This is a genomic window from Leptospira hartskeerlii, assembly GCF_002811475.1.
GTDB lineage: Bacteria > Spirochaetota > Leptospiria > Leptospirales > Leptospiraceae > Leptospira_B > Leptospira_B hartskeerlii.
On the sequence record NZ_NPDL01000008.1, the window covers coordinates 226,933 to 250,413 of the forward strand.

Sequence of the window (23,481 nt, forward strand, 5' to 3'; positions counted from 1 at the left end):
TTTCAGAATATTCTAAAATTCTACTCCAGCATACTCCTAAGCATCCAAGCAGTCTTTTCATGGATCTCCAATCTTTGGGTAAGAAGGTCTGTTGTCACCTCGTCCCCGCCTGAATCCGCAGATGGAAGTATTGCTCTCGCAGTTCTGATAACTGCTTCATGTCCTTCTACAAGATTTTTAAGCATATCTTCCGCTTTAGGAACTCCGTCTTCTTCTTTTAAAGAAGTTAAAGAAGAGAAAGCTTTGTAAGTTCCAGGCGCCGGATAACCAAGAGAGCGAATTCTTTCCGCCACCAGATCCAAAGCGTTCCAAAGCTCTGTGTATTGGGTCATAAACATCAAATGTAATGTATTAAATAAAGGTCCGGTAACGTTCCAATGATAGTTATGAGTTTTTAAATATAAAAAATACGTATCTGCTAAAAGTTTTTGCAGGCCCTGGTTGATGGCCTCTCTATCCTTCTCCGGGATCCCTATATTCGGTTTCATACTTATCTCCTTTCAAGTTTGGTTAATTTAGAATCATTCTAAACTTAAATCTTAGACAGTGGCAATCTAATTTCTTTCGGAATAATTATGATTTTTTCCGGATTTTGGCGAGAAAGAAAATGAAAAGGCCGCTGTTTCCGGCGGCCTTTTTCTATCTTTCAGCTGATCTAAAAGATCTTACTTTTTGTATTCCTTGATCGCGGCAAAAACCTCTTCCAGCTCGGAATCAGTCATATAAGGAAATAAAGGAAAATTTAATATTGAATCACAGATCCTGCCGGTTCTATGTTCTTTTCCGAATTTACCTACGATGTAAGGTTTTGCTCCAGGCTGATCGCTCATTGCTCCTGGATAGATCACCGCGAAACCGATCCCTTTCGATTTTAGGACTTCTTGGATTTTAGGTCTTTCTGTAGGATCAAAAAGAGTAACGTTACAATATCCGTTTTCTTGAAAGTCTTTTGGAGGATGGATTACATTCACTCCTAGACCTGGAAGCGCTTGGTAATATTTTTCAGCAGCTTTTCTGCGGGATACGATTCTTGCATCTAAGTATGGAATATTCAAATTTAAGAATGCAGCTTGCAGGGTATCCATTCTGGAATTCCAGCCAACATCTCCGTAACCGTAATGTGAAGTTCTTCCGTGGTTTCCGAGCATCCTTACTTTGTTTGCAAGCTCTTCGTCGTTTGTGAATACTGCTCCGCCATCTCCTGCCCCACCTAAAACTTTCGCAGGATAGAAAGAAGTAGTAGTGATCAATGCATCTTGGTAGACAGGTTTTCCCTTGTATAAAACTCCGAATGATTGTGCACCGTCTTCTAATAAGAAAACTCCCTTTTCTTTACAAAGTTTGCGGTAGTCTTCTAACTTAGAACTTCCCCAACCGTAAAGGTGAACGATGATCGCTGCTTTCGGTTTTACCTCTTCGAGCGCTTTTTTGAATTCTTCGAAATCCATTTGTAGATCGTCCGGATTTGTATCTACTGTAGCAGGATCAGCGCCTACGTTTACTACCGATTCGAATGTTGCCCAGAAGGTAGAGTCTGGAACTAATACCTTGTCTCCCTTTCCTACTCCTAAGGCTCTCAGCGCCAATTGAAGCGCGTCAGTTCCGTTCGCACATGCGATCGAATATTTGGTCCCGGCGGCTGTTGCCAGATTTTTTTCTAATAATGCGACTTCTTCTCCTCCGATAAAGGAGGCGTTCTTGCTGAGAGTTTTTACTTTATCTTCCCAAGCTTCTAGTAATCCCGGCTCGAATCTTTTAATATCTATGAAAGGTACGCCCATTATGGTCTCCTCCGAACAGGGTCGGAAACGGGTCCTAAAAAGCAAATTATTTTGATCTACTTAAGGACCCGCCATAAAGGGCCAAATACGGAAGATTTACTTCTTCTTACGAGAAGCCGCCCTCTTCTTTGGAGAAGGTTTTGTATTCTTTGCAACTGCGACCTGTTCCGTTTTAGGTTTCAAAATTCCCTCGATCGTTTTCGGCTCGAATAGAATTTTAGCAACCTCTTCAAATTTAGTAACAGGATAGAATTCCATTCCCTTCTTAACATAGTCCGGTATTTCGTCTAACTGAGGTTTGTTGTCGGAAGGAAATATGATCTTATGGACTCCGACTCTTTTTGCAGCCACGACTTTCTCCCTTAGACCGCCGATCGCTAAAACTTCTCCGGTCAGAGTCAATTCGCCGGTCATACCGAATCCAAGTTTGATCCTTTTATTCAGCACTAAAGAAAGAATGGTAGTCGCCATTGTGATCCCGGCACTCGGCCCGTCTTTTGGAGTGGCGCCATCAGGAACATGAAGATGGATCGTTTTTTCCGTGAACAATTCCTCACTACCTAAGAAATTCTTAATATAGCTAAGAGCAATACTGGAAGATTCTTCCATCGATTTTCCGATCATCCCGGTCAGAAGGATCCCACCTTTTCCTTTTACGAATACCGCCTCGATAAGTAATGTTGCTCCTCCTACGGAAGTCCAAGCTAGTCCCAAAGCAGTTCCGGGAACCGTAGGTTTGGTCATCCTATCATCCACGTATTTAGGAACTCCTAAAAGTTTTTCCACATCGGAAGGCTCGATATGTTTCGGATAAGATTCTCCTTTTACGATTTGAAGTGCGAGTTTTCTTGCCAGCTTATCGGATTGTTTTTCCAGACCTCTCACTCCCGACTCTCTGGAATAATGATCTATTAGAGTGACAACGGCCTTTTTGTCTATTTGGATCCCGTATGGTTCTATTCCGTTTTTCTCCAGGACCTTCTTCCATAAATGTTTATTGAAGATTTGGACCTTTTCATCCGTGATATAACCGGAAAGATTGATCACTTCCATACGATCTAAAAGTATTCTACTAATAGAATCCAATGTGTTTGCCGTAGCAATAAAGAATACTGAAGAAAGATCGAAAGGAAGATCCAGATAATGATCTCTAAATGTTTTATTCTGCTCCGGATCCAATACTTCCAAAAGTGCAGCCGCAGGATCTCCCTGCATTCCGAGGCCAAGCTTGTCTATTTCATCCAAAAGGATTACAGAATCTTTTTCTTTAGTAATTCTTAATGCAGTGATGATCTTGCCCGGCATCGCGCCGATATAAGTCCTACGATGTCCTTTGATCTCGGCCTCATCTCTCATTCCGCCGACGGAAAATCTAAAAAACTTTCTGCCCATGGCCTCCGCGATAGATTTAGCGATAGAAGTTTTTCCGACCCCGGGTGGTCCAACCAAAAGAAGAATGGAACCCTTTTCGGTCGGCTTCAACTTCTTCACCGCCAAAAATTCTAAGATCCTTTCCTTTACATCATCCAGTTTATAATGATCTCGATCCAAAGTTTTTCTGGCTTTTTCTAGATCGATCTCTCTGGCAGGAGCAGCCTCCCAAGGAAGACTTTCCATAATATCCAAATAATTTCGAATAACGTTATAATCCGCGGTATTCTGGTCCGTATAGGAAAACTTTTCCATTTCACGTTCCACTTCTTCGATCACTTCCGGATCTGCAGGAATAGCTTTTAGTTTCTCTAAGAATTTTTCGTATTTCTTCTCGTATTTACCTTCTTTCTGACCAAGTTCAGCCTGAATGGCCTTCAACTGTTCTCTTAGAAAAAATTGTCTTTGCTGTTTATCGATTTTGTCCTGGATATTCTCCTGGATCTCTCTCTGGAGGCTAACAAGATCAATTTCCTTTTTCAAATAGAGCAGGACTTTTTCGATCCGATCCTTCAAATTTACCGATTCTATTACGGATTGATAATCTTCTTTTTCTATATTCAAAATACTGCATACGAAATCCGCCATCTTACCCGGCTCGTTTACATTCAGCATGGTAAGTTTCATTTCTTCGGTAAAAAGAGGATTATTTTGTGCAAGCTCCCTGGTCATAATAAGCAAGGTCCTCATCATGGCCTTGATCGTATTTTTAGAAGCTCCAGGTTCTTCTTCCGGATAGGTTACTTTAGAAATTAATAAAGGTTCTACGGAAGAAAAAGATTCTACCTTAAATCTGCGAACAGTATTGATCAGAATATTTACGGCGCCGTCAGGAAGATTCACCTTCTTCAAGATCTTTGCTACTACACCAAAATCGTAAATATTCTCTTCCGTTTTCTTTTCATTCTCCTCATCTTTAAGAAGAACAAGCCCAATGAAAGAATTACCCTTTAAGACCTCGTCCACAGCCTTTGCAAATTTTCCCCCCGGAACAATAAGTGGGGTGATGATCCCGGGAAATACCGGTCTGGTTTTAATAGGCACCAAGAATAATTCGGGAGGAAGTATGGAATCTACCGGTATGATACTTCCTTCAACTTCGCCCATATTATCAAAAAGATCCACGTTTCACCTTCGGTTTAAAAAATAATCGGACCGATTCCAGTTTTTGGGTTTGCTTCTATTACTCAAATCATTCTTTTTCTTCGAAAAGGAAAAGGACTTGAATCTTTAGAGATCTGCGTCAGTCTAAATATGAAATATATAAGAGCCTGTCCCAAATGGTCCAGGCTCTTGAAGCCCGCGACTTGGCATTGACTGATGGCCTGAGCTCTAGCGCGGACTATAAACATTTCGACTGTTTTCTAGAACGGGGATCAAACGAATGCAGGCTAAAAACCTATCTCTTCTCTTTTTAATTCCGATGCTATATTTTATCGGATGCAAAAAGGACGAACCAGACAATACGAAGGCTCTCACAGGAGCAGTTTTAGCAGAAGTTCTCTACAATCCTTACGAAAGGATCACCCCGCCAACTAACGATACAATCATAATCCCGAACACAAATACCAGTTACCAAACGCCAGGCAAACAATACTCCCCTGCATGTTTCGGAAATTCAGGGAATACTAAGTTTTATTTCTTCCGAAAATCTGTTTCTGCAAATAATAAAAAACTGCTCATCAACTTTATGGGGGGTGGAGCTTGTTGGAGTAATAATAATTGTTTCGGAGTGAATACCACAACATTCTTCAATTTCCTAAATGATGTGCCTGATCTTTTCGTCAAAGTTGCTTTCCAAGGGATTTTGGATGCGGGAAATTCTTCTAATCCATTAAAAGATTATGATGTTCTCTTTATTCCGTATTGCACTGGAGATCTTCATATTGGCTCCAATGATGTGGCTACTTACGACGACCCATATGTTTCCTCAGATCCTTCCGTTTATAGTCATAGGGGACATGATAATGTTCTTTCTGTCTTAAAATATATCCAATCCAATTATACTCAAGTGACCGACGTAGTGGTCGCCGGCCAAAGTGCCGGAGGTTATGGAGCAATATTAAATTATCCTCATATTCGTGCAGTATTCTCCGATAATACGAAATTCCCAAGTTTCAATAAGATGAGTTTAGTTGCGGATGCTTCGAATGGAGCAGTGATCAACGGATTTTTCTCCACTATAGTAAATACGCAATGGGGAAGTGGGCCGAATATTCCGGACTGGGTAGTAGGTTCCAACTATTTGACAACTGGAACTCCTTCTATCGAAGATTATCTTAGCAAGATCATAACTGCATATCCAAACGATGTTGTGGGACAATACACTGCAGCATTCGATTCTACCCAGAGATGGTTTTTCAATGTGATGGGGATTATAGACTCAGGTTCTCCTTCTTATTCGGATTCCAGTTCTTATTTCGGACCGGGGGACGCTCGAGACGTACCGGACCTTGGTAACACCAGCAATACTCCGTCTAATTGTAACTGGGCGATCAATGCAAATACTGCAATGACTGGTACAGGTGCACCGAGTGACAAATATTATTACTATAGAGCTCCGGGAGATATACATACTATCACTACGAGTGATACAATGTACGGACTTGTAAGTAACGGAGTGAACTTTAATACCTGGCTCAAATCAATCGTATCCAATGTAGGAACTCCTACGGATGTAGATTGTTCTTTAGGTTCCGGCTCTCATCCTTGCACGGATAAAAATTACGGGTCAAATTCTCTGAACGATACCCTAGGAAGAGCAACCTCCCAGGACTCATTTGATAACAATAAAGATCTGTATGAGACCTGTTTCGGTCCTTGACATTCTATAAACTGGGAATAGACTATAGCAGATATCGCCGGTCAAAAGGCGATACCAGGCTTTTATGAAAATCCGACTTCTTGTAATCTTTCTATTATTCTCTCAAATATACTGCACAAAAGATAAAGACAATACCCAAGAACTTCTCACCAATGCATTCATTATAGATCTGGTCACAAGCCCATTTGTAAGGATTACTCCTGAGCCAGGAACTTTCACCACCCAGGTGGATCATGGGGCAACACCTTATACATACACTGCGATATTCGATCCGAAATGCAGTGGCACAGAAGGGAATGTGAACTTCTATTTTTTCAGAAAGACTGTAGTTGCGAACAATAAAAAACTTCTGATCAATTTTATGGGAGGAGGAGCTTGTTGGGATAATGCAAACTGTTTTGGAAATAACACCGTCACTTATTTTAATCAGCTAAATACAGTCCCGGATTTTGCATTAGACCTTTTATTCAAAGGAGTTATAGACCAATCCGTAACTGCAAACCCATTCAAAGATTATGATATTATATTTGTCCCCTATTGTAGTGGAGATCTGCATATAGGAAGTAAGGACAAAACGTATACGAGCGGGGTCATTAAACACCATGGTTATGATAATGTGATCTCTGTTCTGAAATTTGTCCAAAATTCCTATCCTCAATTGGACCGGGTCTTTGTGACCGGCCAAAGCGCGGGAGGTTACGGGGCTATATTAAATTATCCGATTATTCGAGAAACAGTAACTACAATTGATTCAGGTGCTCAGGTAAGAATGTTATCTGACGCTTCCAATGCAGTAGTGCCCACTGGAGCATACACGATTGGCCCTGCATTTTTTCCATTACTCGAAAGTTCTTGGGGTGTAGAAACAAATGGGATCGGAAGCGGAACCGGTTTTTCTTCTTCTAATCTTCCTATTTGGGTGAATGGGGTCGGGGCAAATTATACAACCGGACCTTCGCCTTCTATTAATGACTTTTTCAAAAAGGTGGCTACTGAATATCCGGGAGATGTTCTCGGGCAATACAGTGCATTGTTCGATGGAAACCAAAGATTCTTTTATCATACGATGGGGCAGATCAATAAGATCAACAATTCCACTTTAACGTATTCGACTGCAGCTACTTCCGATCCGTACCAAGCAGGAAAATCGTATTCTGTCATCTACGGGGATAGCGACGGAAGTTCAGTGCCTGATGGAAATTCTTCCAGCTCTAACGATTATACAACTTGTGATTGGTCCAAACAGGCAGTTTCAAAAATGAAAGACGCGGCAACCAAAACCAACTATAGATATTACATAGGCCCGGGAGATATTCATACAATCACCACTTATAATGAAATGTATTCTTTAAACAGTGGAGGAGTTAATTTTGCTACCTGGTTGAATACTTTGGCAAATGGAGCAAGCCCTCCTGCAAGCGTTCAATGTAATGATTCCTCCGGATCTTGCGTGAATACGAATTTGTTCGACAGCGCGATCAACGGAAATTTAGGAAAGGCAACATCCGACGAGTCTTATGCTTTGGACCCGAAACAAGATATGTATACTACTTGCGGAGAAGCAGCAGGTATAGGTCTTTAAAATATTAAAGCGAAGAAATTCCCTCTTTGTAGCTTACTCCGAATTGATTTAGGATTTCCTCATATATACCCTTTGTTTCCTGATCGAAACAAACAAAGATCAACTTTCTAGGGAATTGGTCCCCATGCCCTAAGATAGTCCGTACTGCGATAGGAGCCGCCAATTCTTTTGGATAGGCATAAATTCCAGTACTGATACTCGGGACAGCAATCGACTCAAAAGCACGGTCCGAAGACAATCGTAGAATATTCTTATAACAGGTTTCTAATAAAGAAGCCTCCTGATAATCTCCTCCTTTCCAAACCGGACCCACCGCGTGGATCACATACTTAGCAAGAAGTTGCCCTCCAGAAGTGAGTACACATTCTCCAGTAGGAAGACCGTTTGGGTATTTTTTGATCTTTAATATCCTAGATTCTTCCATGATCTTTGGTCCGCCCACCCTATGAATGGCACCATCCACTCCGCCTCCTCCAGATAAGGAAGAATTGGCAGCATTTACCACCGCATCCGTTTGAATGGACGTGATATCGCCTTTCCAAACAAAAATTTCCATTGCCATTTAAAGAGACTAAAAACGAATCTCTTGCAAGGAAAATTTCCATTTTATTTTTATAATTCGTTTAATAACGAGAAGAACCATAGCGCCTGTTTAACGAAAATTAAGGGATGATTGTGGTCGTTCTTGAGAAATTTAGAATAAAATAATGGGTATTTTATAACCACATCTCCGAATCTTCGCAAATGTGCGCATATCCAAGCTTACGGCCATTCGAGCAAATATCTGAACCTTTGCCAAAACACCGAAAGTGTTGCAAAACGTTCTTAAACAAATATTATGGATTGGAACTCCTACAAAATTACAGAGTTCGAATTAGAGGGATCAAAAATGGATAGAGACTTTTGGCTAAGCAGGTGGAAAGAAAACAATATCGCCTTCCACGAAAGTGAGGCGAACCCGCTTCTACTTAAATATTTCAAAGAACTTTCCATACCTAAAGATAGCCGTATCTTTCTTCCATTATGCGGAAAGACTTTGGATATAGCCTGGTTTCTTTCGAATGGCTATCGGGTCGCAGGCGCGGAACTCGCAGAGATGGCAATCCAACAGCTATTTCAAGAATTAGGAATAGAACCTAAAATTTCTAAATTAGGAAAACTTATTCTATTTAGTGCGAAAGGTATTGATATCTTTGTAGGAGATATATTCGATTTATCTAAAGAAGTTTTAGGACCTGTGGATGCTGTCTATGATAGAGCTGCATTAGTAGCCCTTCCTTACGAAATTAGACTCCGTTATTCCGCACATTTAACCCAAATTACGAATAAAGCGCCCCAACTTCTAATTACCTTCGAATATGACCAAACTAAACTTGCAGGTCCTCCTTTCTCTATTTCAACGGAAGAAGTAAATCTTCATTATAAAAATACTTTTACTATAAAAAATCTTTTAAGCCAGGAAATGGAAAGCGGACTAAAGGGCCATTCTGCAAAAGAAAACGTTTGGAAATTATCTTAAAGGGAGAAAATAAATGCTCACATATTTACATGTGAGCATTTATCCTTATTAGATCTGTAATCCAATAGATTATGCTATTATAAGAATATTAAATTCCTTTCAGCAATAGATCGATTGTCTTAGAGAGCACAGCTCTTATATCATCCTTAGCATCTTCGTCCGGAAGAACCTTATGATTCCAGATCTTCAAACCGAATCGGATGAAAAAATTATCCAAAAACTCCGTTTCAATATGGGTCCTCATAGCGGTTTTAGAAGAATCTCTATCCCATCTTAGTACAATGCTAGTCCCTTTTCCATTATTCGCCTTTACTAAAGTTTCGGTGAACTCATGGATGATGGACTGGAGATTTCCCGGAATGAATATGTTGATTGCCCAAGAAGGAGCAAAGTATCCGAAAGCACCGCTTACATCAAATTCTTCGATCTTAGTTATTTTCAAGTTCAGAATGCCGGAGGTTGCCGTGTTGGAGAATCTACCAAGCAATTGAACATCGTTGTTTTCCAGCATCAAACCGTAAAGATTCGCTTCTAAACTCGCTTTCACTATGAAAGGAAATTCAGAAAGAGAACTAAGCGTAAAAGCTTCCTGAGGATAAAAATTTCCCTTTGTATCGTATGGAATAACTTTGCCGTTCAGAGTGAAAAACTTAAAACGGATCTCTCTTGTCTTGGATTCAATCGCGAATTCCGCCAAAGACCTTCCGGAAACATTCGTAATTCTTAACTTAATAAAACCTAAATACTTGATATCATCCAGATAATCGCCTAGATCCGGATAATCCCTCATAAGAGTTTGTTCAATATTTCCTTCGAATGTGAAAGCTGTTACTCCAGGAAGTTTTCCGTCTTGTTGGACCTTCAACAAAGAATCCAAACCGAAATAGTAACCCATAAATTTTGCTAGAGCAGGGAACGATTCAGTGAAATCGTTAATCGCCTTTCTTGCTTCCGCGTCCTTAATTTTTTTGAAAGAAGTGGTTTCAGGGGCGTTGATAGATTTTAGATTATTCGCATCTAAAAAGTGTAATCCTGAATCCATCGCACTCAATCCATGTTTATGAGTGAATGGTCCGAGATGGGTAAGAACATCCAAATTTCCCGAGTAGGAATTCCCACCATATGTTGGATTCGGATTATGTTTTAATGCAAACTCAGCAGTAAAATCACCGAAACTAGGGATCGGAACATCCTTCATACGTATGGTTTCAAGACTTACCTTGTATCCATCGTTCGCAAATCTACCTCGATAGGTAACATAATGCTGTCCATTATCATCCTTAGTCATGTATTCAGAATTAAACAGATTTTTTAATTCAAATCTCTCCAAGGAACGATCCAGGTATTTATGAAAACCTTCCGCCCTTCCATCATACTTGTTTTTGATAATTGCAGTTTTCAAAAATTGGAAAAACTGTCTGGAGATATTTCTTCCATCCGGACCGATTGAATCCGGGATTTGTTTTAATGAAAATGCTGCAGATAAGGACAGCGCAGATCCGCTGATCGCAAACGCGAGGATCAATAAACGGAGTAGTAGCAGTTTCCCGGATTTTTTTTCTCTTTCTATTTTTTGTTTCAGAAGGCTCATTACCGCCTCTCCCTTTTTATAACATTCGTATTATATAAAGCCAGGGGGCTCGATCTCCGACATTAGTCGCTAATCCGAACCTGTCAAGTCTATAGCAATCGCTACAATCATTCATGCTAGGCTAAATCAAATTACTAACATTTGTTCCATTCAAGTAAATTCCATTTCGTATACTAAGATTGGTTTTGTAAAAGATAGGTCCCATAGGAAATAAATTCTTCCGGATGAAAATCGTTCTTCTCATTTAATTGTTGAAAGCGTTCTAATTTGCTCGATTTAAATTGCGTTCTATGATACACTCCCCGCCCGGAGTGTTTTCATGAAATGGTATTTGCGACTAAGCTTAAAATTAAAACTAGCAATCTTATTCTCTTCCGTATTAATTCCTTTTTTAATCATACTGGCTCTTTCTCTCATCAATTCAGCATCTAGGATCAACGATATAGAAACCATTCGTAATGATAGATTAATCCCATTAAAACAATTAAAAACAATCTCTGATCATTACGCAATTTCCATCGTAGATTGTGTCCATAAGGTAAGAAGCGGAGCTTTTACGTATGAAGAAGGGATCGAAAATCTGGATAAGGCGATGAAAGAGATCAAGTCGGAATGGAATTCATATCTCCAAACCCATTTGGTAGAAGAAGAAACCGTCCTGATCGAAAAATTAAAGCCTCTCTTTGAGAATGCAGACAAGAGTGTGGAAGAAGCAAGGGCACTCATGCTCGCGAAAGACAAGGAAGGATTGGGAAATTTTGCAGACGATAGGATGTATTCTATGATAGATCCTGTTGCGGGAAATATTGAAAAGCTAATCTCAGTCCAGCTACTTATTTCCGAAAGGATCTACCAAAGAGCGGAAACAGAATACGCATTTAGTCTCACTGTCTTTCTTTCACTCTCTGCAATTACTCTTGTCTATATTCTGTATGCCTCTATTAAATTTTCGATCCGACTTGTACAAGGTCTGAACCGAGTCAGAACTTCGATCCGAGATGCAGATTTTAGCAATCCGATAGAAGTGGAAGAAGACGATCTAAATCTAGACGAACTTTACCTTCTATCCTTAGTGTTCCGAAATTTTCAGGCCAAAGTGAAGGAGATGCTTTCTTCTATCCTATCTTTTTCCGAATCCATCTTAGCCTCTGCGGAACAACTTTCTAAATCCAGTGAATATCTTTCGGAGAACGCACAGAGTGAATCCGCTTCAGTGGAACAAATTTCAGCGTCTATCGAGGAGATCAGCGCAGGTATGGAACAGGTCACTACGAATGCAGAAGGTCAGTATAAGCTTATTCTCTCTTTTTCAGGAGAAATGAAAGAGTTAGATAGTTTGATCACTAAAGTAGGAGATTCTGTTTCCGATTCTTTGGGAAAAATTTCGGATATGTATTCCAAAACGGAAGCAGGTAAAAAAACGATGGGAAGCCTCTCCGAGAGTATGATAAAAATTGAATCCAGCTCGGGCGAAATGAGATCCATCACGGCTATCATCCAGGAAATTTCCGAAAAAGTAAACCTTCTTGCATTAAACGCAGCGATAGAAGCAGCAAGAGCAGGAGAACACGGAAAAGGATTTGCAGTGGTAGCGACAGAAATTACCAGACTCGCAGAACAAACGGATCAAAGTACTAAAACAATCGAAAGCTTAATTCGCACGAGTAATCAAGAAATCGAATCGGGTAAAAACTTTGTGGATAGTTGTGTAAAAGTTTATGCGGAAATTTTGGAAGGCCTTTCCTTTATTAAACTTTCTTCTGATAACATTGTCTCCACAATGAAAGTCCAACAAGAGAAGAAGGCAACAATCATCACCGCAGTTAACGACGTGGATTCTAAATCGGAAGAGATCCGAACCTCGGTTAAAGAACAAAAGGTGGCTATCTCTGAGACTGCAAATGCGGTTTCTAATATTTCTGTGACCGTTCAGAACAGCGCTGCGAACTCGGAAGAGATCGCAGGAAGTGCAACAGGTCTTTTGAATATCGCAAAAAGTTTAAGAGATACTATGAGCTTCTTAAAAGCTTAGGAATTATTTTCTGAACCTTCTGTGGTCTTCTTTTCCGTGCGAACTAAATAATAAGTCGGGTATTGCAAAAAAATATCCGAGGTAAGCATAAAGAAGAAGATCACTATCAGTAAAATCTGCCCGAATATAGAAACCATCATTTCTTCCGAATTAGAAATGAGAGAAACCAATAGATCCGGAACAAACATAATCACAAAAGGAGTCCAAGCCGCGACTATATAGTCGGAACGTTTGATGCAGCTTGGTAATTCTTTTAACCCTTGGATCAAACTCAGTTTGGCAAAAAGCACGGGCAGGATCAGGTGTAAAATAAGTCCTAATACAAATGCGAATATCAGATAGAATCGAACGAATTCCGCCGGCAAAGGAGTACTCGGTTCAGTGCTTTGTTTTTTTAAGAATTCTTGTAATTGTGTTCCTAAAAAAGGTTCTATCAATCGAGCAACGATCAAAAAGAAAAAGATCATAAACAAAGCTAAGGTAAGCAAGAATATAAAATATTTGGAAAATTCTATAGGTTTTTCAGGATCCATTCCGGATCGGATCACGAATCCATTCATCACATAAGTCCCAAGTAATCCTAAAATGATCAGGACTCCGCCCAATGCAACTGCTCCTCCCGCCTGCATCGCAGGGATTGCACTAAATACTAATAAAAATAAAACGGATCGGACGAGTACGATGAATCGGATCTGTCCTCTGGAAAGTACGTACTGTAAGTATTCTTTAAACATCAGCTATCTATCCGTTAGGATTTAGGAGGCGGATACGATAGCAAGCAAAGTTCGTTCTTAAAACAATTAAGGAGCGATCACAAAACGGATCGGGTTTCCTTTTCTGTCCTCCAGATCTTGTAAGCTTTGGTTAATGTCCTCTAATTTTCTTACATCTGTAATCGATCTACTAAGATTCAATTTTCCTTGTACATAAAGATCTATCAATTCAGGGATAGCGCGTCTATCAGAACCGTAAGAACCCGCAACAGTAATCTGTTTTTCAATAATTGAGAATGGGATGGAAAACTTTAACGGTTCTCTTCCAATCCCTACAAGCACCATTCTTCCCCCAGGGTTCATTGCACGAAGTGACTCTTCTATATTTGTCATTCTTCCCGAAAAGTCTGCGAGAAGATCTATTCCCCCTTTGCAAATTTCCTTTAAGGTCTTACCGGGATTTTTTACTTCTCTTAGATTTACAACTTCGTCCGCGCCATAAGCTTTAGCGTTTTCCAAGGCTCCCCTGTCCACATCCAGAGCGATCACTTTACCTTTGGTCAATGCTCTGGCGATCACCACACCGTGAATGCCAAGTCCACCACATCCGAAAACTGCTACATTGTCTCCATCTTGTATCTTTCCTCTGAACTTGATTGCATTGTATGGCGTGGAAACTGCATCCGCTAAGATCGCACCTTGTTCAAAAGGAACTGAGTCAGGTAAAGGATAAAGATAACGCTCTTCTACTATATTATATTCTGCGAAACTACCTTCTCTATCGAAGCCGAATACTCCTATCTCTTTGCAAAGATTTTCTCTTCCAGCAAGACAATGAGAACATACGCCGCAACTTGTTCCTGCCGCAATCACCACTCTATCTCCTTTTTTGAAACGAGTGACTTTTTCACCGACTTCTTCTACTACACCGGAAGCCTCATGTCCGGGAATCTGAGGATAATGTTTACATTTTAAAGTCCCATGTAATACTAAATGTAGATCCGAACCGCAGATTCCACAGGCTTTGATCCTTACCTTAGCTTGCTCCGGCCCGAGCTGCGGGATTGGAACCTCTTTGATGATCAAATTTCTTTTTCCGGATTCTAATACTGCAGCCTTCATCGTTTACTCCTCGACGTAAGAGAGATTATAAACTGGCAAGAATCGGTCAAGGGATTTGAAGAAGGATTTGGGTCTTCTTCCGTTCTGTTCGGGAGCAAAACAAATACACTGTTCGTTACGGATCGATCTCGAATTTCGTCCTTGTTCAGGATCTTTAGGATTTTTCCATGGTAGTTAAAAAGATAAAAACAAACTGATGACTACGGAAGACATTTATAGACATATCAAGGCCAGCCAAAACGGACAAGACTGGCATCATAAGAATTGTTTCGGTTGTGGACCGGAAAATAAAAGAGGCTTACACGCAAGCTTTCCTTTTCACGAACCAAGCGGAGAAGTCCGTTTTGCTTGGACTATAGAAAGAGATTTTGAAGGAGCACCAGGTTATGCTCATGGAGGAGCACTCGCAACTCTACTAGATGAAGCACAAGGCGTTCTATGTTTTCACTTAGGGCATTTTGTAATGACCGACCAATTGTATATGCGTTATTACAAAGCATGTCCATTAGGAGAAGAGTTAGAAGTCCGCTGTTGGGTAACCATGGTCAGACGCAGAAGGCTTTACACAAAAGGAACTGTACATCTAAAAAAGACAGGGGAACTTCTTCTTTCCTCTAAGGCTCGCTGGTACGATATGCCTGATCGTGTTATTTCTAGAATGTTCCAAGGCACCTCATTTCCAGTAGATATCATTGTGAAAGTTTTGGAAGAGAACCAAAAACGAGGAAAAGAAATCAGGAAACGACTCAAAAAAGAGAAACTGAGATCCGAGTAACTTTATTTTTTGCTCGCATTAATCCGATTCAAGTCCGATCCTATGCTCCGTCAATCTTTGCACTTAGGAGTGTAGAATGGAATCTTCTTGGCAAGTCTTTGCGATCGTTTCAGTGCTTCTTTTTTTTAAATTACTTTCCACTTCCATTATTCAAGGTTTGGTCCGGATCAAAACTAAAACATTCCGCTGGAAAGAAGACGCGGAATTTTTTACCAATTCATTTCCGGCCACAGATGACCATACGATAGTCGCTACTGCAAACGGAGTATTCCGGAACGATTTGGAGAATATTCCAATTTTCTTATTCTTACTGATCGGATACATTCATACTTATAGTTGGCACGAGGGAACCATCATTTATTCCGGAATTTTCATAATATCTAGAATATTACATGCAACTTTCTATTTTCTTCATAAACAACCTTGGAGAAACATCTCATACGATCTAGGAATTTTGAGTATGCTCCTCCTGTCAGGACATATTATACATTCGGTATTTTTCGCCTGATCGCTCGGATCTTGGTAAAAATAAAAAGGATTTGTACTAAAAAGAGTTCCGCCGAAAGTCTAAAAAATATAGTACAAATCATATTCGGATCTTGCCGGCCGAAACACAGGAGAATCATTTGATCGAATTATATACCGCAGGGACGCCTAACGGAAAAAAAGCTTCCATCATGCTGGAAGAATTAGGGATCCCTTATACAGTACATCCAATCGACTTTAGCAAGTTAGAACAAAAGGAAGAATGGTATTTAAAAATCAACCCGAACGGCAGGATCCCTGCCATCATAGACAAAGACAACGGTGACTTTCCAGTTTTTGAATCCGGAGCAATTCTGATCTACCTCGCAGAAAAATACGGGAAATTTCTACCTAAAGATCCGAAAGAAAGATCCATTGCGATCCAATGGCTTATGTTCCAGATGGGAGGAGTAGGTCCTATGCAAGGACAAGCAAATCATTTCACTAAATATGCTCCTGAAAAAATTCCGTATGCAATTAACCGTTATGTGGATGAAACAAAACGTCTATATTCCGTTTTAGAAAGACGTTTGAGAGAATCGGAATATCTTGCGGGAAGCGAATTGAGTATCGCAGATATCGCCACCTGGCCTTGGGTGAAAGCGAGATCATATATCGATCTTTCCTTGGATGATTACCCCAAGCTGAAAGCATGGGAAGAGAAATTAGGAGCAAGGCCCGCATTCATCAAAGGAAGCGAAGTCCCTAAAAAATCTTAAAACGATAAAGCCGCTTCTTGCAAAAGAGCGGCTTTTTAATATTCATGCGTGTTAGTACAAATAAGGATCAAAACTTTTCCGCTAAGGGTAGGATAACGTAGAATGTTGTACCTTCTTCCGAACTGACGAATCGGATGGACCCCCCATGTTCCTCTGCCACATTTTTGCAAATGTCTAGGCCAAGTCCGGTTCCTTCTCCAGGAGACTTTGTAGTGAAGAATGGATCAAAAATCCTATCTTTAATCTCGGAAGGCACTCCACTACCGGTATCTTGGACAGAAATTTCCCAGAAGTTTCCTTTTTGTTCCGCGTCTACGAATATTCTGCCGGAATAATTCATAGCATGTAATGCGTTTGTGATCAAATTTGTCCAGATCGAATACAATCTTTCAGGATCTCCGAGTACTCTTGCAGACTCAGGGATATTTATATCTACAATCACCTTATTTTTAATTTTAGAATAATATAATGTAATAATGTTCTCTATCTGTTCTTTAGGAGAAACAGATTCTGAGTGAGGTTTCCAATCTCCTTCTCCGGACGCATAACTTTTTAATGCTTGGATCACTCTAGAGGCTTTGATAGAAGCGTCTAGGATTAGTTGGCTGGATCTGGAAATACTGGAAAGAGCAGATGCATTACTTACGATCATCCATCCTCTTTCCCCTTTTGGGATCTTATCCGCCAGTTCGGCAACCTGGTCGGGAGAAATTCCTAGATCAGTCAAAGCGTCCGCCATTACTAGGGAATTTTCCAATCCTGATTCTTTCAAAATAACTTCTGATTTTTTCCTTTTGGATCTTTCTTCCTTCGAATCGAAGTCGGAATTAACTGAGCCTCCCTTCTTGAATAGAATCCCCCATAATTCTCTCTCTTCTTTGTTGAAACTAGAATAATCTTTTAAAAGTTTTTCCCAAGGCTCACTTAGAATTGAACGTATCCCTTCGGTCGAAGAACGAATCGCACCTAACGGAGTATTTAATTCATGTGCTATTCCTGCCATCAATCTTCCCAAAACCGCCATCTTTTCGGATCGGACCAAATTCTCTTGGGTTTTTTTGAGTTCGTCCATGGCTGATCTAAGTTTATCGTTAGCAGTCACCAAATACGTATTCGTTGATCTTAATTCTTCCGTTCTCTCCGCAACTGTGACTTCTAATTCTTTATTTGCATTTCGGATCACAAACTCCGCAGTTGCCAAGTCCGCTACTAGTAAACTTTGCCTAAGGCTTGCGATCACTACCATTACTCCTGCAGAAAACCAGATCACTAACCGAATGATCTCAGGCAAACCTGGTAGAGTTAAAGAAAGAACGATAGCAGCAGAACAAACGATCACTTCTAATAAAGGAAGAATTCTTAATAACCAGCTCTCTGTTCCGGATTCTTTTTCTATTTCTCCGGAAGAACTTGGAACCCAGGTCAAGGTCCCATATCCTAAAAGTAGAATACTGGCGGAAAATCCCGCATTCGTTAAGGTTCCATCTTCCGGAACGCTGATCAAAAATATGGAATTCCATTGTAACCAACTGATCCCCATTCCTGCGAGTCCGATTACCAAACATAAAAAAGAAAGATCCGCCTTTAAACGTAAGGAAGGTTTCATCAAAACGCCGATACATGCAGCGGAAAGAGTGAAAACTGGATACACCGACAAGGTCAATAATTGGAACCAAGGCCTATCTTCTTTTTTAGAAAGATATAATACTAAGGTAACTGCAAGAACCGCGATCGCAAGTCCTAAGGCGTCCATTATTGCCACCTTCATTCTGTTAGCCGGAACTCTATCTTTTAAGAACCGAGCAAACCCTATGGCAAAGAATGGCCCTAACCATGGATAGAATAAGTCGCTAGGTGCCGGAAAACTATAGAACTTGGAAATTGCTTGGATATCCCAAACCACCTGTCCTAAAAAATAAGAAAGAAGCCCTAAGAAAAACCAGAACCTGAATCGTTTAGTTTCCCCCTCTGCTGATTTGTAACCGAACCAAGCAGTGATCGTAGCGATTGCGATAGACGAAGTCCAATGTATATTATCGTAGATACGTAATAATTCCGTTTCATCCGTGAAATATATAAGAAGAAACAGTACAAGAACAAATGCCGACCCTAAATATATAGAGAGAAGCCCTAAATTTCTATCCTTTGAGGAACGAATTTCTAGTGTGGAAACCAAGGAATTCATGCGGATCAGCGGGGCAAGATCCTACACCTTCAAAGATCGAAGTCCACACTTTTTTATTTCCAAAAGCTTTGCCTAATACAACGTCCTGGCACTCTTATCCGGAATATGAGGAAGGAAGTTTAAACTCACGGGTATATACCTTCCTCTTACCCAGCGAAACATACTCACTGAACTGTTCCAGATCCAAGGCATCCAAGCAAAAACATCTTCGTCCTGCCTAAGCATCTTCTTCAAAGTTAAAGAGATAGGAGTACCAGATGTAAAAATAAAAAGTCTTTCCGCATCTGAAGGTTGGAAATAAGTATCACAGGCCAGGTCCACCCTGGATTGAAAGTCCACAAATGTTTCAATCCCCTCCGGGGTGAAGTCCCCTTTTCTCCAAACAGATAAGATCTCTTCAGTTAGTTTGAAAAATAAAGCAGCAGATCGAACTCCACCTTTTAATCGAACTTTAGAAAATTGTAATAAAGATCTTTGGAACTCAGGTCTTACCGCAGAAAGATGTTCTGCATATTTTTTCCACAACTCGGAAGGAAATTCATTCCAGTTCGGATCAAAAGAATGAAAATCGGATCCCGTTTCGAGATCAGAGCGTACGGAACTGACTCCCTTCATAAAAAATTCTGCAGTTTCTTTATGCCTTCTCATTGTTCCGGAGATGATCTTATCCGGAAAATCTCCGTTAGAAGCCATGTATTTTCCGAGGGCAAAAGCTTGTTCTTTTCCCTTGTCAGTCAATAGATCGTAATCTTCTCCCGTGGAGTTCGCCTGTCCGTGGCGAATCAGATATATTGCGGACATATTTAGGATTCCGTAGTGAATCTAGGATTTACGATCTCTACTTTTTCGATTACGGATTCTTTTATATGTTTCCAGTATTCCGTATCTTCCAAAGATTTTTTTTCCTTTCGGATAATATCTCTCAATTCTTCATTCCAAGTAGAAGTTAGATTCTTCTTTTCATTCCAAGTTTTAGGAAACTCAGATTTTTTTCTTAACAAAGAAGAAAGTCTGGAAAGCTCCTTATCTAAGGATTCTTCACCTGAGCGTATCTCTCTGGAGATCACTCCGAGCATATTCCAACTTACTAATGTTTTATATGCGAGAAGGTCCTTGTCCCTGAACTCGGGTAGGACCTCCTTCATTAGAAAATCCTGGATCGCTTCCAATAATTCCGTTGCGCTTGGTTTATCCTGCATGATGATTTCCTTATTTTATCGACTCTTCAATGAGTCTCATGGCCTCGTATTCCATTTCGCAGGCCCTTCTTCCTATCGACGCGAGCTCTATTCCTTTATCCTTTCCGGAAAGATGTCTTTCTGCTTGGCCGATACAACCGATTGCCCAGCGAAGATTTCCCATTACTTCCCAATATCTGATCTTGATAGGATCCAATTTTACGCCGGAAGCCTTTTCATAGATCTCATAGAACTCGGAACGATCAGCGAAACCGCCTGCTTCTTTATTCAGTTTTCCGAATCTCCAATCTCTCATGCACAACCAAGTTAGATCTTCGTGGCGATCTCCCCAATGTGCAAATTCCCAATCCACAATTCCTTGCAGACCTTCCGAATTCACCATGAAGTTCCCTGTCCTAAAATCGCCGTGTATTAGAACTTCGGCATCACTTTCGGGAGCATTCTTTTCTAACCAATTCAAAATGATTTCCATAGCAGGGTAAGCTCCATCCATGGACTCCAACTGAAAACGTAAAGCCTGGACGGAACCTTGGGCCACTGTTTTGCCGTTCACATGTTGTCCAAGATTCAAAACTTCTTTAAGTTTTTCGTCCTTACATTTATCAGGAGTTACCGAATGGATACGAGCAAGGTTTTCCGCAAGTTCTTGTGTGATCTGTTTACGAACTTTATTTAAGCTTGGATCTTTTACCACAAATCTTCCTGTGGCCTTACCTTGGATCCTTTTCATAAAGTAAAACGGGTTACCTGTAACAGAGTTATCGGATTCTAACCAAAACGGTTCAGGTGTTTTGACTCCTGCTTCAAAAGCCATTCTACATACTTTGAACTCGTTTATTCGAGACAAAGAAGCGAGTAAAGCTGCTCCTTTGTCCGTTCGATAGACTGTTTGGTATTGGCCGGATTCCGGACCGCCGTTCACCTTTATATCTGCTGAAAAATTTTCCTGGCAAGCTCCTCCCGAAAGAGAAACCATATTAGCTATTTCTACTGTTCCTTGGAGTCTTTTTCCTAAATATGATTCCAGTCTTTCCTTCAATTCGGAATCTTTCACGATCAGAAGTTCTCCTTTCCGGACATTAAATTCCTACCGATCACCATCTTATGGGTCTCGGTAGGACCGTCTGCGATCCTCGCGGCCCTAGCATCTCTATAAAATAATTCTAATTTAAGATAACGGCTAAAACCGTGAGACCCGCAGATCTGAATGGCCCTGTCTATACATTTGTTCAATGTTTCGCTCACCTGCCACTTCGCTAAAGAGACAGCCTGCCTTGCGTCTCCATTTTTGCGAAGAATGTCGGCTGCTTTTAACGTAAGCAAAAATCCTGATTGTATCTCCAAAGCGGATTCAGCAAACATCCATTGGATACCTTGATGATCGGATAATTTTCCGCCGAACAATTCTCTTTTGATTGCGTATTCTCTTGCGATTTCCATGGATCTTCTTGCAAGCCCGATCCATCTCATACAATGTGTGAGCCTTGCAGGTCCTAGTCTTTCTTGGGAAAGTCTAAATCCTTCTCCAATTTTTCCCAATACTTGGGACTCATGCACTTTTACGTTTTCGAATTTTAATTCACAATGTCCACCGGGACCATGTGAACCTAAAACTCCGATCTCCTGCACCATCGTATATCCGGGAGCATCCGTCGGAACTAAGAACATAGAAGTCCGTCTGAAACTATCGTTTACCTTGGACATTACAATCAAGAATGAAGCTCCATTCGCTCCGGTGCAGTACCATTTATGACCGTTCAAAATATAATGGTCCCCATCCTTCTCCGCGTTAGTCGAAAGAGTACTAGGATCCGACCCCGCACCGGGAGGAGGTTCAGTCATTGCAAACCCGGAGCGGATCTTTCCCTCCACAAGAGGATGATAATACTTCTTCTTTTGTTCTGCGTTTGCAGCTAAGTGAAGAAGGTGCATATTTCCTTCGTCCGGCGCATCACAATTACAGAGATAAGGAGCTATCGGAGAACGCCCTAACTCGCTGAATACAAGCGCAGTTCCAACCATGTCCAGACCTAAACCACCTTCCGACTTGGGAAGATGCGCTGTCCATAAGCCTCTTTTTTTGGCTTCTTCTCTTAACTTTTGAACGATCGGTTCAGGCATCCTGCCATGGTCGTAATCGTAATGATCTTCTGCAGGGATGGCGACTTCGTCCACGAATGCCTTTGCTTTTGCCCTGACCTCGTCTAGTTCTTTTGGTATGGATAAATCCATGATATATTCAATTTTCCTTATTTATTCTTTTATTAATTCGGGAGGGAGTTTAAATTTTCCAATTCTATCGTTATGAAGACTTCCAAGATAGATATACTCCCCTTTTCTTTTTACGGAGGTAATCTCTTTTAAATGTTTTCCCTTAGGCTCTTGGAAACTTGCTTCTACAATTCCGTCTTCGTCCAAAATCACCGCGAAACCGTACGGCTGAGGCTTAGGCCAAAGAAATTTAGGTAATTTAGCAACCAGAGATTTTGTCCAAGGACGCGGATGTAAGATCTTATCCACCATATTATTACGAACGGTAAATAACGCTAGATAGAAGTGACCTTTTCTATCCGAGGAAATATTGTCGGGAAAACCGGGAAGATTCTCTGCCCAGATCTCGCTTGTTCCTGCTTTAGGTCCTTTGATCCAATACCTATGGATCCTATATTTATAAGTTTCGTTTAATACTAGAAAATCTTCGTTTTTGGAAAGCGCCACACCGTTCGGGAAAAAAAGGTCCTTCATAAGAGTAGTGGTCTTTTTTGTATGAGGATCGTATTTTAATAAGCGACCATGAGGAACTGACTCCATTAGATCATACAAATATTCTGCTGAGCCGTATTTATCGCTCGCATCTGAAAAATAGACAGTCCCGTCTTTAGCGACATCCAAATCATCCGTAAATTTGAAAGGAACACCTTCCGATTCAGTGCTCAAAACTTCTACCTTTCCATCTTTGCCGATCTTTAATAGTCCTTTGATCGCATCCGCAACTACAATGGAACCATCTCCTAATAATTTCATCCCAAGAGGTCGCCCTCCCGTGAATGCGTGTGCTTTCATCTCTCCGTCTTTGGAGATAAGATACACTTTACCATCTTCACTCGCGGAGTAGATATTACCTTCGTCATCGGGTTCGATATCTTCCGGACCATGTATCTTTCCGAGCGCGATTAGCTCTGCGGATTCCAAAGCTTTGTTTTCTTGGAAGGCACCGATCAAACCTGTATCGACAGGAGGTTGGTAGGCGATCGGTTGAATAGGAGAAGGTTTGAGTGCAAAACCTATTATGAAAATAGTAATGAACGCTGCAGAGAGCAGGAGGATTTTTTTCGTGTTCACGATTCCCTCCTTAGGGAAAACGAATGAGACGCTACTTACGAAGGTCGGGCAGTCAACGTAAAATTCTGAGGTTCCCACCTTCTTACCAGAATAATTGATTGCGGCTCCCAACCAATCGCCGATATCGTACATGAGGACGAA

General features: G+C 40.8%; 20 protein-coding genes. 7 read left to right on the plus strand and 13 right to left on the minus strand.

What is annotated here, in order from left to right; translation table 11 throughout:
* Positions 1–20: 20 nt before the first annotated feature.
* The 3 genes from CH352_RS15545 to lon all read right to left on the minus strand — a co-directional run bounded on the left by CH352_RS15545 (position 21) and on the right by lon (position 4,319).
* Positions 21–488 carry a Dps family protein gene (locus CH352_RS15545; RefSeq protein WP_016543993.1) on the minus strand — a complete coding sequence of 156 codons (468 nt, stop codon included), beginning with the start codon at positions 486–488 and terminating at the stop codon, positions 21–23.
* 177 nt (positions 489–665) lie between these two features.
* The gene (locus tag CH352_RS15550) at positions 666–1,781 is read right to left on the minus strand and encodes a DegT/DnrJ/EryC1/StrS aminotransferase family protein (RefSeq protein WP_100706636.1); all 1,116 of its coding nucleotides are present in this window, start codon (positions 1,779–1,781) and stop codon (positions 666–668) included.
* Between the two features lie 96 nt (positions 1,782–1,877).
* Positions 1,878–4,319 (minus strand): endopeptidase La, encoded by a 2,442-nt coding sequence (gene lon, locus CH352_RS15555; protein ID WP_243396312.1) that lies wholly within the window; start codon positions 4,317–4,319, stop codon positions 1,878–1,880.
* Positions 4,320–4,596: 277 nt separating this feature from the next.
* Between lon and CH352_RS15560 the strand changes: the two genes are divergently transcribed.
* Both CH352_RS15560 and CH352_RS15565 read left to right on the plus strand, forming a co-directional pair.
* Complete coding sequence (locus tag CH352_RS15560; protein ID WP_100706634.1) at positions 4,597–6,036, plus strand: pectin acetylesterase-family hydrolase; 1,440 nt, start codon at positions 4,597–4,599, stop codon at positions 6,034–6,036.
* Between the two features lie 64 nt (positions 6,037–6,100).
* Positions 6,101–7,618, plus strand: coding sequence for a pectin acetylesterase-family hydrolase (locus tag CH352_RS15565; protein WP_100706633.1), 1,518 nt, complete (start codon positions 6,101–6,103; stop codon positions 7,616–7,618).
* Positions 7,619–7,622: 4 nt separating this feature from the next.
* On the opposite strand, the gene CH352_RS15570 is transcribed toward CH352_RS15565, so the two are convergent.
* Positions 7,623–8,180: an O-acetyl-ADP-ribose deacetylase gene (locus CH352_RS15570; protein WP_100706632.1), complete on the minus strand. Its 558-nt coding sequence runs from the start codon at positions 8,178–8,180 to the stop codon at positions 7,623–7,625.
* Positions 8,181–8,507: 327 nt separating this feature from the next.
* Here CH352_RS15570 and tmpT point away from each other — a divergent pair, with 327 nt between their 5' ends.
* Entirely contained in the window at positions 8,508–9,137 is a 630-nt protein-coding gene (gene tmpT, locus CH352_RS15575; protein WP_100706958.1) for a thiopurine S-methyltransferase, read from the plus strand.
* A gap of 88 nt (positions 9,138–9,225) precedes the next feature.
* Here tmpT and CH352_RS15580 read toward each other — a convergent pair whose 3' ends face one another.
* Complete coding sequence (locus tag CH352_RS15580; protein ID WP_100706631.1) at positions 9,226–10,728, minus strand: hypothetical protein; 1,503 nt, start codon at positions 10,726–10,728, stop codon at positions 9,226–9,228.
* A 319-nt stretch (positions 10,729–11,047) separates the two neighbouring features.
* Here CH352_RS15580 and CH352_RS15585 point away from each other — a divergent pair, with 319 nt between their 5' ends.
* A complete protein-coding gene (locus tag CH352_RS15585; RefSeq protein WP_100706630.1) occupies positions 11,048–12,760 on the plus strand; it encodes a methyl-accepting chemotaxis protein in 1,713 nt (570 codons plus the stop codon).
* Here CH352_RS15585 and CH352_RS15590 read toward each other — a convergent pair.
* Positions 12,757–13,494: a hypothetical protein gene (locus CH352_RS15590; RefSeq protein ID WP_100706629.1), complete on the minus strand. Its 738-nt coding sequence runs from the start codon at positions 13,492–13,494 to the stop codon at positions 12,757–12,759. The two genes, CH352_RS15585 and CH352_RS15590, sit on opposite strands and share 4 nt — an antisense overlap.
* A gap of 66 nt (positions 13,495–13,560) precedes the next feature.
* The gene (locus tag CH352_RS15595) at positions 13,561–14,595 is read right to left on the minus strand and encodes a zinc-binding dehydrogenase (protein WP_100706628.1); all 1,035 of its coding nucleotides are present in this window, start codon (positions 14,593–14,595) and stop codon (positions 13,561–13,563) included.
* Between the two features lie 196 nt (positions 14,596–14,791).
* Between CH352_RS15595 and CH352_RS15600 the strand changes: the two genes are divergently transcribed.
* The 3 genes from CH352_RS15600 to CH352_RS15610 all read left to right on the plus strand — a co-directional run bounded on the left by CH352_RS15600 (position 14,792) and on the right by CH352_RS15610 (position 16,614).
* Complete coding sequence (locus CH352_RS15600) at positions 14,792–15,370, plus strand: PaaI family thioesterase (protein ID WP_100706627.1); 579 nt, start codon at positions 14,792–14,794, stop codon at positions 15,368–15,370.
* Between the two features lie 76 nt (positions 15,371–15,446).
* The gene (locus tag CH352_RS15605) at positions 15,447–15,878 is read left to right on the plus strand and encodes an MAPEG family protein (protein ID WP_100706626.1); all 432 of its coding nucleotides are present in this window, start codon (positions 15,447–15,449) and stop codon (positions 15,876–15,878) included.
* Positions 15,879–15,996: 118 nt separating this feature from the next.
* Entirely contained in the window at positions 15,997–16,614 is a 618-nt protein-coding gene (locus tag CH352_RS15610) for a glutathione S-transferase family protein (protein ID WP_100706957.1), read from the plus strand.
* A gap of 67 nt (positions 16,615–16,681) precedes the next feature.
* Here the strand turns inward: CH352_RS15610 and CH352_RS15615 are convergent, their stop codons facing one another.
* From CH352_RS15615 to CH352_RS15640, 6 genes are all read right to left on the minus strand, one after another.
* Positions 16,682–18,799 carry an ATP-binding protein gene (locus tag CH352_RS15615; protein ID WP_100706625.1) on the minus strand — a complete coding sequence of 706 codons (2,118 nt, stop codon included), beginning with the start codon at positions 18,797–18,799 and terminating at the stop codon, positions 16,682–16,684.
* 72 nt (positions 18,800–18,871) lie between these two features.
* Positions 18,872–19,600 (minus strand): histidine phosphatase family protein, encoded by a 729-nt coding sequence (locus CH352_RS15620; protein WP_100706624.1) that lies wholly within the window; start codon positions 19,598–19,600, stop codon positions 18,872–18,874.
* Positions 19,601–19,602: 2 nt separating this feature from the next.
* The gene (locus CH352_RS15625) at positions 19,603–19,998 is read right to left on the minus strand and encodes a DUF6285 domain-containing protein (protein ID WP_100706623.1); all 396 of its coding nucleotides are present in this window, start codon (positions 19,996–19,998) and stop codon (positions 19,603–19,605) included.
* 10 nt (positions 19,999–20,008) lie between these two features.
* Entirely contained in the window at positions 20,009–21,052 is a 1,044-nt protein-coding gene (locus tag CH352_RS15630; RefSeq protein WP_100706622.1) for a phosphotransferase family protein, read from the minus strand.
* A 2-nt stretch (positions 21,053–21,054) separates the two neighbouring features.
* Complete coding sequence (locus CH352_RS15635) at positions 21,055–22,230, minus strand: acyl-CoA dehydrogenase family protein (RefSeq protein ID WP_100706621.1); 1,176 nt, start codon at positions 22,228–22,230, stop codon at positions 21,055–21,057.
* Positions 22,231–22,251: 21 nt separating this feature from the next.
* A complete protein-coding gene (locus CH352_RS15640) occupies positions 22,252–23,472 on the minus strand; it encodes an SMP-30/gluconolactonase/LRE family protein (RefSeq protein WP_100706620.1) in 1,221 nt (406 codons plus the stop codon).
* Positions 23,473–23,481 lie beyond the last annotated feature (9 nt).